General features: G+C 42.3%; 12 protein-coding genes, 1 tRNA gene and 2 rRNA genes. 10 read left to right on the top strand and 5 right to left on the bottom strand.

Annotated elements, in window-relative coordinates; translation table 11 throughout:
* From ACROAE_RS20125 to ACROAE_RS20115, 3 genes are all read left to right on the top strand, one after another.
* Window positions 1-82, top strand: a 23S ribosomal RNA gene (locus ACROAE_RS20125); the annotation flags it as partial.
* Window positions 83-240: 158 nt separating this feature from the next.
* Window positions 241-356 (top strand): 5S ribosomal RNA (gene rrf, locus ACROAE_RS20120).
* Between the two features lie 104 nt (window positions 357-460).
* A tRNA-Asp gene (locus tag ACROAE_RS20115) sits at window positions 461-537 on the top strand.
* A 406-nt stretch (window positions 538-943) separates the two neighbouring features.
* Here the strand turns inward: ACROAE_RS20115 and rbsK are convergent.
* Window positions 944-1,852, bottom strand: a complete 909-nt coding sequence (rbsK, locus tag ACROAE_RS20110; RefSeq protein WP_432405944.1) for a ribokinase — start codon at window positions 1,850-1,852, stop codon at window positions 944-946.
* A gap of 48 nt (window positions 1,853-1,900) precedes the next feature.
* Window positions 1,901-2,833 (bottom strand): pyrimidine-specific ribonucleoside hydrolase RihA, encoded by a 933-nt coding sequence (gene rihA, locus ACROAE_RS20105; RefSeq protein ID WP_432405940.1) that lies wholly within the window; start codon window positions 2,831-2,833, stop codon window positions 1,901-1,903.
* Between the two features lie 242 nt (window positions 2,834-3,075).
* Here rihA and ACROAE_RS20100 point away from each other — a divergent pair, with 242 nt between their 5' ends.
* Window positions 3,076-3,327, top strand: a complete 252-nt coding sequence (locus ACROAE_RS20100; RefSeq protein ID WP_432405936.1) for a YkgJ family cysteine cluster protein — start codon at window positions 3,076-3,078, stop codon at window positions 3,325-3,327.
* Between the two features lie 35 nt (window positions 3,328-3,362).
* Window positions 3,363-3,818, top strand: coding sequence for an Rrf2 family transcriptional regulator (locus ACROAE_RS20095; RefSeq protein WP_432405933.1), 456 nt, complete (start codon window positions 3,363-3,365; stop codon window positions 3,816-3,818).
* On the opposite strand, the gene ACROAE_RS20090 is transcribed toward ACROAE_RS20095, so the two are convergent.
* The 3 genes from ACROAE_RS20090 to gpmM all read right to left on the bottom strand — a co-directional run bounded on the left by ACROAE_RS20090 (window position 3,793) and on the right by gpmM (window position 7,369).
* Window positions 3,793-4,551 (bottom strand): divergent polysaccharide deacetylase family protein, encoded by a 759-nt coding sequence (locus ACROAE_RS20090; RefSeq protein WP_432405930.1) that lies wholly within the window; start codon window positions 4,549-4,551, stop codon window positions 3,793-3,795. The two genes, ACROAE_RS20095 and ACROAE_RS20090, sit on opposite strands and share 26 nt — an antisense overlap.
* Before the next feature lie 132 nt (window positions 4,552-4,683).
* The gene (locus ACROAE_RS20085) at window positions 4,684-5,817 is read right to left on the bottom strand and encodes a murein hydrolase activator EnvC family protein (RefSeq protein ID WP_432405927.1); all 1,134 of its coding nucleotides are present in this window, start codon (window positions 5,815-5,817) and stop codon (window positions 4,684-4,686) included.
* Between the two features lie 10 nt (window positions 5,818-5,827).
* The gene (gpmM, locus tag ACROAE_RS20080; RefSeq protein WP_432405924.1) at window positions 5,828-7,369 is read right to left on the bottom strand and encodes a 2,3-bisphosphoglycerate-independent phosphoglycerate mutase; all 1,542 of its coding nucleotides are present in this window, start codon (window positions 7,367-7,369) and stop codon (window positions 5,828-5,830) included.
* A gap of 240 nt (window positions 7,370-7,609) precedes the next feature.
* On the opposite strand from gpmM, the gene ACROAE_RS20075 reads away from it, so the two are divergent.
* From ACROAE_RS20075 to ACROAE_RS20055, 5 genes are all read left to right on the top strand, one after another.
* On the top strand, window positions 7,610-8,044 hold the full coding sequence (locus ACROAE_RS20075) for a rhodanese-like domain-containing protein (RefSeq protein ID WP_432405921.1): 435 nt from the start codon (window positions 7,610-7,612) through the stop codon (window positions 8,042-8,044).
* A gap of 203 nt (window positions 8,045-8,247) precedes the next feature.
* Window positions 8,248-8,721 carry a protein-export chaperone SecB gene (secB, locus tag ACROAE_RS20070; RefSeq protein ID WP_188958027.1) on the top strand — a complete coding sequence of 158 codons (474 nt, stop codon included), beginning with the start codon at window positions 8,248-8,250 and terminating at the stop codon, window positions 8,719-8,721.
* Window positions 8,722-8,724: 3 nt separating this feature from the next.
* Window positions 8,725-9,741 (top strand): NAD(P)H-dependent glycerol-3-phosphate dehydrogenase, encoded by a 1,017-nt coding sequence (gene gpsA, locus ACROAE_RS20065; protein WP_432405917.1) that lies wholly within the window; start codon window positions 8,725-8,727, stop codon window positions 9,739-9,741.
* A 125-nt stretch (window positions 9,742-9,866) separates the two neighbouring features.
* The gene (locus ACROAE_RS20060; protein ID WP_432405914.1) at window positions 9,867-11,048 is read left to right on the top strand and encodes an NAD(P)/FAD-dependent oxidoreductase; all 1,182 of its coding nucleotides are present in this window, start codon (window positions 9,867-9,869) and stop codon (window positions 11,046-11,048) included.
* A 633-nt stretch (window positions 11,049-11,681) separates the two neighbouring features.
* Entirely contained in the window at window positions 11,682-13,193 is a 1,512-nt protein-coding gene (locus ACROAE_RS20055; RefSeq protein WP_432405910.1) for a TonB-dependent receptor plug domain-containing protein, read from the top strand.
* The last annotated feature ends 16 nt before the right edge of the window (window positions 13,194-13,209 follow it).

Raw genomic sequence — 13,209 nt, 5'->3', positions numbered from 1 at the left:
ACTACTACGTTGATAGGCAAGGTGTGTAAGCGTTGTGAGGCGTTGAGCTAACTTGTACTAATGACCCGTGAGGCTTAACCATACAACCCAGATGGGTTTTACTGATACGACTTAGTATTAGGATGGGACACTTAAATAGTGCGAGAACTCAAATAAGCGAATCTCTAGATAAGAGTATAAGCAATCAGCTTTCCGAATTATTATTTAATGCTAAAGATAGCGTTAGATAAACAAAATTTGTCTGGAAACCATAGAGCTGTGGCACCACCTGATCCCATTCCGAACTCAGAAGTGAAACACAGTATCGCCGATGGTAGTGTGGGGTCTCCCCATGTGAGAGTAGGTCATTTCCAGGCGCTAAATTTCTCTGAAAAGAGAGGCTCGAAAGAGCAAGTCTCCTAGTGTTGACATACTAGCGACTTAAAAAGCATTTAGCATCTTGCGTAAGCAACTTGCTAAAGGAGCGGTAGTTCAGTTGGTTAGAATACCGGCCTGTCACGCCGGGGGTCGCGGGTTCGAGTCCCGTCCGCTCCGCCAATTACATCGAAGCCTCGTCTAACGACGAGGCTTTTTTGTATTTGTAATTTAAAGCGATTACTCAAGTTGGGGCGGTAGCTCAGCTAGGACGCAATGTTCACGAGGCTGAAATTCCCGAGATTGATTGGTATTCACCCTATTTATTCGGGTGGTAGAGTTTCTATAAGCGACAGGCGGCTTGTTAAACTGATGTCGCGGGTTCATTTTTATCACAATCAGTGTCTGCTACGCTAATGACATCGAAGCCTCATCTAACGACGAGGCTTTTTTGTATCTGAAATTTAAAACTAATACTGAAGTTGGGGCGGTAGCTCTGTTAGATAAGAATGTTATCGCGATCCCTTAGTCATTCCATCGGCATTGTTTGTAGATTCTCTGTCATGGTCAAGCAAAATGGCTGTGATGATTAATTTAATTGATCTCGGTAAGGAATACTGCTTTGGGCGCCATGATGAGTCACCGCAATTGACGATGCTTTATTGGCAAAGATAACCGCATCTATAAGCCTATGTCCCTCATCTAATGCCACCATCAATGCTCCATTAAATGTATCCCCAGCAGCTACCGTATCAACCGCATTGACTATGGGTGCTGGTATGATTTGTCCAGAACCTTGCTCGCTAATATATGCGCCTTTACTGCCAAGGGTAATAATGACCTTATTAACACCCTGTTTATGAAGATAATTAGCTGCTTTAGCTGCGCTGCTTTGATCAACAACTTTTATCCCAGTCAGTGTGAACGCTTCGGTTTCATTGGGTGTAATGATATCTACCAAGCTCAGTATGTCATCAGGCAATTTTGCAGCAGGTGCTGGATTGAGTATTGTTGTGCATTGATGCCTTCTCGCCAACAATAAAGCCTCATGAACACTCTCGATAGACGTTTCTAGTTGGATAAGCATATATTTTGCCTGGATAAATGATACTTGCTGTTGTTGTATGTGCTGAGTTGATAAGTATGCATTTGCACCTGGGACTACCCCGATACTATTTTCACCCAGCTGATTAACAAAAATCATCGCTGTTCCAGTACTCTGACCAGGTATTTGATAGCAACCCGTTAGATCGATTCCATCAGAGGTCCATGCGTCGCGCATCGTTTTGGCATTAGCGTCGTCACCTAGAGCAGAGATAAAGCTCACCGTTTGTTGTGAACCACGTAAGCGTGCAGCTGCGACAGCTTGATTTGCTCCCTTACCGCCTAATTCTAAGCGGTATTGTTGACATATTAAGGTTTCACCAGCGTGAGGAAGCTTATCAAATGTCAGAACGTGATCGGCATTAGCACTGCCGACGACTAATAAAGTGCTCATGAATATCCTTTGTTGTCATGCAGACAACATCTGCATGACATTGATGGGTTAGTAATCGTTTAGACGCTCAACAATAAAGTCGACAAATCCTTTACGGTCGATATTAAACAATACTTTTGTATTGTGTGGCTTGCCTGTTAATTGATAGCGATCGACCACAGTCATACCTTGAGTATGTTCGCCTTTGGTTTCAACGCCAACCCAACAATCTACAGCGGTAAATAATGACGGATTTAAAAGCCAGGCTATGGTGCATGGATCATGAAGCGGCGCACCGGTAAAGCCCCATTTAGGATCTCGATGATAAATCATAAAGAAGTCGAGTAACTCAGCAACGCATTGTGCAATTGGGTTGTTAATGACTCTTATACGCTCGATATCTTCATCCATAATTTGCGCTTCATGAGTAACATCTAAGCCACACATAACGATTGGAATACCCGATTTAAACACCATATCAGCGGCTTCAGGGTCGACAAAAATATTAAATTCAGCAGCGGGTGTCCAATTGCCTACTCCTGCTGCGCCACCCATAAGTACAATACTGTCGATATTATGATGTAGCTCTGGGTGAGCAGATAAAAATAGCGCAATATTAGTCAGTGGACCGGTAGGAACGAGCGTCACCGGTTGTTTGCTGTTTTTGACTTTTTCTGCAATCAGCTCAATTGCTGTTTGGTTGACAGGTGCAAATGCGGGATCGGGTAACTTGGGGCCATCAAGACCACTTTCGCCATGCACATTGTCTGCAATAATCAATTCGCGCGCTAAAGGTTTAGGTGCTCCTGCTGCCACAGGTATATCATGTCTGCCAAGTAAGGTGAGCACACGTAAAGCATTATTGAGGGTTTTATCTGGCGTTTGATTACCGGCGCTGGTCGTCACTGCAAGGACGTCTAACTTGTCTGAGCTTAGTGCTAGAATTAATGAGATGGCATCGTCATGGCCTGGGTCGCAATCGAGAATAACTGGACGTTTCATTGGTAATTTCCTTATTTCTGAAGAGAGTCTACTGTACCACTATGATTGTTGTCGGTTTAATGCTTAAAAACTAAAATGTGATCTAATATACGCCGATATAGTGGTCATGAAAAAGTATCACAGATAACTTGCCTCAGCTTGCCTGTTGTTTCAATTATTGTGTGTCCGAATAATGTAATTAAACATGTCTATATGGCATTGTTTTTAAATAAAATCTGTCGTTATAATCAGTAGGAATACTTATGAATTGCCGTTTGGGTTGTGGTGCTTGCTGCATTGCACCTTCAATTACCAGCCCCATTCCGGGGATGCCAAATGGTAAACCTGCTGGTGTGCGTTGTATTCAATTGAATGACGACAATCTGTGTATGATTTTCGGTCAACCAGAGCGTCCCGATGTCTGCGGAGCGTTTTCTGCAAGTATTGACGTTTGTGGTACGACAAATGAGCAAGCTTTATGGTTGATCACTGATTTAGAATCTTCGACATGCTAACCTTCGATTATTATTTACTTTGGATAATTTAAATCATGCAATTGACTCGATATACGGACTTTGGTATTCGGATTTTAATGTATCTCGCGGTGCAACCAGAGCGAGAAACCTTGTTTCGAATTGCAGAAGTCACCAGCGTATTTGATTTATCGTCGAACCACGTGGCTAAAATTATTCATCAGTTAGGAAAGTTGGGCTATTTGCAGACTATTCGCGGTAAAAGTGGTGGGTTCAAGCTTGCTAAAACTGCTGATCAGCTCCATTTAGGCCAATTGATCCGTGATTTAGAGCATTCGCTCGCACCAATTGATTGTGAATCGCCTTATTGCCGTTTTACGCCTATTTGTAAGCTCAAAGGCGTGTTAGGTAAAGCTGTAGCTGCATATCTGGCTGTGCTCGACCAATATACTTTGGCTGATATTGTTGATAATCGGTCTGATATTTTGGCAACGTTACCTGACTTGTCTATTTCAGTGTTGCAGTTGGATTAGCTTGATTTGAGGTGGCAAGGTTAATGTCATCAAATAACTGCGAGGTTTTCACCAACACAATACCATTGGCTTCTAAACGGGCGAGATTAGCACGTAAAAAGCGAATGGTTTCAGGGTAAGGATGTGCAATGGCAACGAGCTTACCTTGCTGCTTTGTCCTTTGGATCATTATCTTAAACTGCTTTTCAAGTCCGCGTGGACTGACATCATTATCTAAAAATACATGCCTTCTGAGTAATGGCACTCCAAGTTGATTCGCCGTATCACTCGCCTTAGTGTATTTAGTCGTCACGCTGTCGACAAAAAACAGTTGCTGTTGCTTGAGGCTTTGCATCACCCATAACATAGGATCGTCCATTTGGGTTAATAAGCTACCCATATGATTATTAGCCCCTTTGGCAAAAGGAATGCTATTAAATGCGGATTGTAGCTGCTGTTTTATTTGTGCTTCACTCATGTCGTTAGTTAACCCACCTGGACCTAATGCTTTACCGTTTAAGGCCTGCATAGGCAGATGCAACATGATCTCGTGACCCTTTTTGTGACCATCGTTAGCCAGTTTTTGGCCCAAAGGTGTATGAGGTAATACTGATAAGGTAATGTTTTGCGGTAGCGTTAATGCGGCTTCGTCAGTTAACCGATAACCAATATCATCAATGATAATGGCTAACTTAGCAGCGCTTGCAGGGAATATACTGCACAAGCAAAGTAAAATAATGAATTGAATTCGCACGTTAACTTATCTTTTTATGGGTTATGGTTATCTGATTATTCATTCGGTCGATTTATAGTTACAATTCACAGCCTAAAACGGCCTGTTAGTTAGCAGTGCAATTGTTTATTAACATAAGGCATAACGAAAATCTTAGCGGCAGTAATAAGCAGGGTCGACCGCCTTACCCTTATTACGTATTTCAAAGTATAACCCTGGTTCGCTTTGTCCGCCTGAGCTACCAACAAGGGCAATAGAGTCCCCGCTTTTAACCATGTCACCAGGTTGTCTTAACAGTGTTTGTGCATGGCCATATAAGCTCATGTAGCCTTTGCCGTGGTCAATAACTAACACCATACCAAACCCGCGTAACCAATCTGCGTAAATGACTTTACCTGATGCGACAGCATAAATGTTTTGCCCTTCAGGTGCGGCCAATACACTACCTTTCCAAACAATTTGCCCTGAACGACTGCTGCCAAAGCGTTTGCTCATTCGGCCTTTAGTCGGCCATTTTAACTTGCCGCGTTGATTGGCTAAACCGTCCATAGTGGGGTTGGCCTTAGCGGTAACCATGGCTTGCTGAACTATACGTTTTAAACTGGCTTCTTCTATTTGCAATTGTTCTAGTTCAGCACCTTTGCTCGACAAGGTTCGCTGAAGCTGGGTTAGCGTTTGTTTACGCTGCCCTTGTTCTTTCGATAATTGCTGGGCCTGCTTTTTTTGCTCAATTACCAATGCATTGAGTTTTTGTTGTGAAGTTACTTGCTGTTGCTTCACTTTATCTAAATCAATGCTGGTTTGTTTTAGCTGTTTAATCGCTTTAATTCGGGCATTATTTAAAAATTGGTAATAAGCGAGCATGCGCTCAACGGTTGCCGGGTTCTGCTGATTCAACATCATTTTTGTGTAGTCATGATTACCCGCAAGATATGCGCTAGATAATTGTTTTGATAAGGTTTCTTGTTGACTACTTTTTACGGTGGCGAGCTCGACTTGTTGTTTGTCTAATTCGCGTAATTTGGTATTAACGGCGGATAAAGAGGTTTGTGATTGATTAACTTTTTGCGCCGCTTTAGCAATGGCTTGTTCATCGCTTTTTAATAAAGCGATCAGCTTTTCGCGTTGTTTACTGGTATCTTTTAGCGAGTTTTGCTGTTGGTTTATTTGTGCTTGAATAGACTTTAACGCCGATTGACGAGAGGTCAGGTCAGCACTATTTGCCGTACATGAAAGGATTAGAAAGCCAGCAACAATGCTGGCTTTAATAAATAAACGAGTTATCACGAGTTAATGTTTACTCTTTAAGGTCAATGATACAGCGTCCACTCATTTCTTTCGGGATGCTTTGGCCCATCAAGGTTAACATAGTTGGCGCAATATCGCTCAAACGTCCACCATCTTTTATTACGGCATCACGACCGACATAAACGAACGGCACCAAGTTACTGGTGTGAGCTGTAAATGCTTGTCCGTTAGAAGGATCTTTCATTTTTTCGGCATTACCATGATCGGCAGTAATCAAGCATTCGCCATCAACTTTAGCTAATGCTTCAACAACACGACCAATGCAGGCATCAACCGCCTCACAAGCTTTAACTGCGGCATCAAAGTTACCGCTATGGCCGACCATATCACCATTGGGATAGTTACAAATGATCACATCATATTTTGTCGATTCTATCGCCGCGACCAATTTATCGGTTAATTCAGTCGAGCTCATTTCAGGCTGCAGATCATACGTAGCAACCTTAGGCGACTGAATCAAAATACGATCTTCTCCTTTGAATGGCTCTTCTTTGCCGCCATTGAAAAAGAAAGTCACATGAGCATATTTTTCAGTTTCCGAAATACGCAGCTGGGTTTTACCCAAGTTTTGCAGGGTTTCACCCAAGGTATTCACTAAATCACTTGATGGATAGGCTACCGGAGCGTTAATGTCTGCCGCGTAGTCTGTTAACATCACAAAGTTGATTTTTGGTGTTTTATTACGTTTAAAACCATCAAAATCAGGATTCACGAAAGTGCGAGTGATTTGGCGAGCACGATCGGCGCGGAAATTCATAAAAATTAACGCATCGTTGTCGTTTAACTCTGCCGCTTGGCCTTGAGCATCAACAATGGCAGATGCAGCAACAAACTCATCATTTTCATCACGCGCATAAGCCGCTTCAAGTGCTTCTGGTGCGCTTGTGTAGCTAAACTTACCTTTGCCTTCAGTAATTAATTCGTAGGCTTGCGACACACGATCCCAACGATTATCACGGTCCATTGCAAAATAACGACCAATAATTGATGCAGTACGGCCATGACCTAATGAGGCAAATAGCTCATCAAAATGAACCAAACTATTTTTAGCGCTACGGGGTGGCGTATCACGGCCATCTAAAAAGGCATGTAAGTAGACTTTTGTTGCACCGCGCTCAACAGCCATACGACACATAGCTTCAATGTGCTCTTCATGGCTGTGTACACCACCGGCAGACAATAGTCCCATGAGGTGCACCGCACCATTTGCAGCAATAGCTTTGTCTACAGCGTCGCAAAGAGCAGCATTTTTTTCAAACTCATGATCGGCAATGGCTTTACTGATACGAGTGAGTTCTTGATACACAATTCGACCAGAGCCAATATTAATATGACCCACTTCAGAGTTGCCCATCTGGCCATCGGGTAATCCAACATCAATTCCAGAACCTGAAATAAGACTGTGAGGGTATTGGGCATTGAGCTTATCTAAGACAGGAGTATTGGCATGAAAAACCGCATTATCTTGCGTATCTTCACTGTAGCCCCAGCCATCAAGGATAAGTAGTGCTAAAGGACGTTTCTTAGTCATTTGCAAGTACCTTTTAAGTTAAAAATGGAAGTGTTATAAAATTTCAATTGTATGAATATTACTACTTATCGATAGCGTGCAAAAGCCATATAGGTTTGAAGATATAACTAAAGCATTCATTAAAGTGGCGCCGGTCACGAATAAACACGTTATTTAGGCGTTTCACTAATGAAAACTAACAAGCAAAACGATATACTCGGTGGCATCTCATCTTAGTCATCGTCAGAGAAATCAGTAATTATGCAAGAGTACATGGAATTTTTTAAAGCTAATCCAATGTTAAGTTTAGCGTGGGTCGGTTTGTTTGTGGCGCTAGTAGTGAGTGTCATTAAATCTGGTACATCAAAAGTGAAAAACGTCAGTCATCAAGAGCTAACCATCATGGTTAACAAGCAAGATGCCAAAGTTGTTGATGTACGCGGTAAAGAAGAATTTAAGAAAGGCCACATTGTTGATGCACTAAACGTGACCTTGTCTGAAATTAAAAATAATCAAGTATCAAACCTTGAAAAGTACAAAACTAGCCCCATTATAATAGTATGTAACTCAGGTATGACATCGTCACAAGCAGCTCAACTCCTTATTAAACAAGGTTTTGAAAACGTGTTCAACCTTAAAGGTGGCATGGGCGAATGGCAGGGTGCAAATTTACCCGTAGTTAAAAGCAAGCGTTAATACGCCGCTTAATATATGCAGTGTTAACAAATTGGGAATGCGCTAGCACTGCTTATAAACAAGGTTTTGTTGAAAGCTTTTCAGCAAAATCAACTTTACGGGACAGCACTAACGATAAGTCAATCGATTGATTATTAGCTGCGAAAGCCCAACACAATTAGCTTCACAGAAAAGCTAAATAACACATATATAGGTAGGACATTATGGCTGAAGTCGCAAACAACGAAGCACAAGCACCACAATTTAACATTCAGCGTATTTATACAAAGGATTTGTCTTTTGAAACGCCAAACAGCCCAGCTGTATTCCAGAAAGAATGGAACCCAGAAGTAAAATTAGACTTAGACACTCGCAGCAACAAATTGTCTGATGACACATTCGAAGTGATTTTATCGCTTACTGTTACCGCAAAAAATGGCGACGAAACAGCATTCCTATGTGAAGTACAGCAAGCGGGTATCTTCTCTATCTCTGGTTTAACAGAGCCGCAACTTGCTCATTCTTTAGGTGCATACTGCCCTAACGTGTTGTTCCCATACGCACGTGAATTAGTGGGTAACTTAGTTGGCCGTGGTACATTCCCACAACTAAACCTAGCGCCAGTTAACTTTGACGCACTATTTGCTCAGTATGTTCAACAGCGTCAAGCTGCTGCAACTGAAGAAGCAACAGCATAATTTATGAGTAACACTGCCGAAATTACGGTATTAGGGGCGGGGTCTTATGGCACCGCCCTTGCTATTTCTTTGGCAAGCAACGGCCATAAGACTTTGCTTTGGGGTCACGATCCTAAAAGCATGCAAGTATTAGCAGACAGCCGCAGCAATGAACGGTTTTTGCCTGGCATTCAGTTTCCTGATTGTTTAGCAATCGAACCTGACTTAGGTAAAGCCTTAGCCGCTAGCAAGAATATTTTGGTTGTTGTACCAAGCCATGTATTTGGTGATGTGCTTAAACAAGCTAAGCCATTATTGCGCGAAGATGCACGTATTGTATGGGCTACCAAGGGTTTAGAGCCTGAAACTGGCCGTTTATTACAAGACGTTGCACGTGAGCAGTTAGGAGAACATTACCCATTAGCGGTATTGTCAGGCCCAACGTTTGCGAAAGAGCTCGCCGCAGGCTTACCTACAGCCATTTCGGTTGCAGGTACTTGCCCTCAGTTCACCCACGACTTAGTTGAACTACTCCACAGCCCAAAACGTTTACGTGTTTATGCTAACGACGACTTTACTGGTATCCAGCTAGGCGGCGCGGTTAAAAACGTTATTGCCATTGGTGCAGGTATGTCAGACGGTATTGGCTTTGGTGCTAATGCACGTACGGCATTAATTACCCGTGGATTAGTCGAGCTGACTCGTTTAGGTGAAGCGCTTGGCGCCGATGCATCTACCTTTATGGGGATGGCAGGTTTAGGTGACTTAGTGCTGACATGTACCGACAATCAGTCGCGTAATCGCCGCTTTGGTTTGGCGCTAGGCCAAGGTAAAGATGTGATGACCGCACAAGATGAAATTGGTCAAGTCGTTGAAGGTTACCGTAACACCAAAGAAGTGTTTACTTTAGCCAAACGCCTAGGGGTAGAAATGCCCATCACTGAGCAAATCTATCAAGTGCTATACCAAGGTAAAGCGCCAGTGGAAGCAGCAAAAGAGTTACTTAGCCGAGACAAAAAATCTGAAACACTCAAAAAATAGTGCAACAGAGCAGCTAAGTTAACCGTGAGTAGATATCAAAAAGGATGCTAAAATAGCATCCTTTTTTGCATTTTAAAGTGCAACTCTTAATACAAATAACCAATTTGAACAGTGTGGAGTTAAACGTGAAACATCATGACGTAATCATTATCGGTGCAGGCGCAGCAGGGTTAATGTGTGCTGCAACAGCGGGCTATCGAGGTCGTGATGTGTTGGTGCTCGACAATGCCAAACAAGCTGGTCGTAAAATTTTGATTAGCGGCGGTGGCCGCTGTAATTTCACTAACCAAAAGGTTGAGCCGCATCAGTTTATTTGTGGCAATCCACACTTTGTTAAATCGGCTCTAGCGCGTTATCGCTCAAGTGATTTTATTGAGTTGGTTGAACGCCATGGTATTGAATATCACGAGCGCGATCACGGTCAGCTTTTTTGTAACGATTCAGCCAAAGACATCGTCACCATGTTGATGACCGAGTGCGAATGGGCAGGGGTTAAGGTAAAGTTGCGCACAGAAATGCTCTCGGTAAGTAAAACGGAGAGTGGCTTCAGCTTAAGTACCTCAAATGGTGACTTTAGTTGCACATCGCTAGTAATCGCCACTGGTGGATTATCGATGCCCAAATTAGGGGCTACGCCATACGGGTATAAACTTGCCGAACAATTCGGCTTAACCGTATTGCCCACCAGTGCAGGTTTAGTGCCTTTTACTTGGCATGCCGACCAAAAAGTGCGTTTTGAAGCATTATCGGGCATCGCCGTTCCTTCAACAATCACCGCACAAGATGGTACTCAATTTAGCGAAGCATTATTGTTTACCCACCGTGGTTTGTCTGGCCCTGCAGTATTGCAAATTTCTAACTATTGGCTCGCTGGCGAAGCAATTTCAATTAATTTATTACCGGGTGAAAATGCGTTAGAAAAAATCGAACTCGCGCTTAAAAATCATCCCAAACAAAGTGTACGCAATACCCTCAGCCATTGGTTACCAAAACGTTTAGTTGAAGCATTATATGAAGAAGCACAATTAGATAAAGCCTTAAACCAACTCGGCCACGGCGAGCGTGAACAACTCGCTCAAAGCTTAAATGACTGGTCAATTGTTATGAATGGCACTGAAGGATATCGCACCGCAGAAGTTACCTTAGGTGGTGTCGATACCAATGAGTTATCTTCAAAAACCATGCAAGTAAATAGCGTCCCAGGATTATACTTTATTGGTGAGGTAATGGACGTAAGTGGTTGGTTAGGCGGGTTTAATTTTCAATGGGCATGGAGCTCTGGTGTTGCTGCTGGGCTGGCGGTTTAGTGAATTGAAGGAATTAAAACGAAGACTATTTGAATTCAACGAAGACAATCTTTTTGTTGAAACCACTTAGAAATAATCTATCCAATTGATTATTAAGATTAAAAGATTGTCTTCGTTTTTTTACATGGTTTATGTAACCGTGAAATTGTAATGAAGACTATGTACTCGGCAACACGTGTGACGCCATGGGTGTTTATTCACGTTTGATGGAATTAAACAAACACTTTCTTTTAGGATTAAACCACTAAATTGTATTTGGTTATTTAAAAAGAGTGTCCAAACATGAGTGATTACGTACCAAAACAATAAATGCCGCGATATTTTACCGTCAATAGTAATCAAGTGATCTTCAATGAAGTCATTTACTACCGCATTCAGCCTACGTATCAATCACGAAAAATGCCGAGCTTGATGGTGCTGACATTCATGCTTGAGATCTTAAAAATGAGCATAAGTTTACAAACGGATCGATTTGTTGGTTCCTTTAATGTTGAATTGCCCAAAAATAGTACATAATGTTGCCCTACAGCATACTTTTTTTAGCTTTATCGCGTAGATTCATAGTGTAATTTTTGATGCTTTAATCATTAGATTGACACACCTGCTATTAGAACAGTGAAGGAATTGTTGAAAATGTTAAAGTTAAAAGTTACTTCTTATGCTGCATTATTGGGCCTGTTCACAAGCTCTGCAGTCATCGCTGCCGAGCCGACCTCTTTCGATCTAAGTCTACAAGAATTACTGAATGTTGAAGTCACCTCGGTATCTAAACAAAAGCAGCCTTTATCTAACTCACCTGCTGCAATCTATGTCATATCGAGCGAAAATATTCGTCATTCTGGGGCAACCTCAATCCCGCAAGCTCTTCGCGATGTGCCCGGACTTCATGTAGCCCAGATTGACTCGCAAAAGTGGGCTATCAGTAGTCGTGGGTTTAACGGCCGCTACAACAACAAGTTATTAGTGTTGATGGATGGTAGAACCCTTTATTCACCCGTATTTTCAGGCGTCTATTGGGAAGTGCAAGATACACTGATGGCCGATATTGAACGTATTGAAGTGATACGGGGTCCTAGTGCTGCTATGTGGGGGGCTAATGCTGTAAATGGTGTTATTAATATTATCACCAAACACAGTGCGGACACCTCTGGCGGTTATGCAGAACTAGGCGCTGGTGATTATGAACAAGGATTTGCAGGTTTTCGTTATGGTTCCAAATTATCCGATAACGCTACATCAAGAGTGTATGTAAAAGGTCATAGTAAAGACTCCCTTGAGCATGATCAGCAGGATCTCGGGGATTATCTTGTGGGTCCTTCTACAAGTGTTGATAAAGATAACGACTGGACGCACCTGCAAGTTGGGGGCCGCGTTGATATAGAGCTTGAGACCGGCACAAGCCTAATGTTGAGCAGTGATTGGTATCGCACTCAAATGCAGCAGACATCCTATTATCCAACATTGGTTGGTCCATCATATATTGAATATAATAATGATGACGTAAACAGCGATGGCTTTAATCTGTTATCAAAGTTCACTAAAGCGCTATCGCCAACCTCTCAATATAGTCTGCAAACTTACTACGATTATGCAAAAAGAGATGATGATTGGTATGGTTTTAGTAGTGAAACTCTTGATGTTGATTTCCAACATCAACTGCTTGTAGGGCAAAACCATAACATTGTCTGGGGGCTAGGTTACCGCTTCATAAATGACGATTTTGACAAAAGTACGATTATTGTAAGCAGTAAGTCAGCATCAACTCGAACTCATTTGTGGAGCACATTTGTTCGTGATGAGATGACGTTGATAGATGATGAATTGTGGCTTACTTTAGCAACACGAGTTGAACACTTTGACTACACAGGTTTAGAAATCCAACCCAATATACGATTAATGTGGCAGTTGAATAAAAAAAATAATTTGTGGGCCTCTGTATCTCGTGCAATAAGAACACCATCTAGGGTCGAAAATAATCTCTCAGTTAACGCACAAAATATACCGCCTTCGGATGAGTCTCCATTGGTCAGTATATGGGTGATGAGATGGACGCTCCCTAATACGGCGTCAATGCGCCAAACTGATGTTGAACCATACAGTTACTTAAGGAGCGTCCACCATGAAAGTTACCACTATTGCGATTGATTTGGCAAAAAATGTT

Source organism: Shewanella sp. MF05960, assembly GCF_050849305.1.
In the GTDB taxonomy this organism is placed as follows: Bacteria; Pseudomonadota; Gammaproteobacteria; order Enterobacterales; family Shewanellaceae; genus Shewanella.
This window is presented reverse-complemented; position numbering and strand designations above follow the sequence as displayed.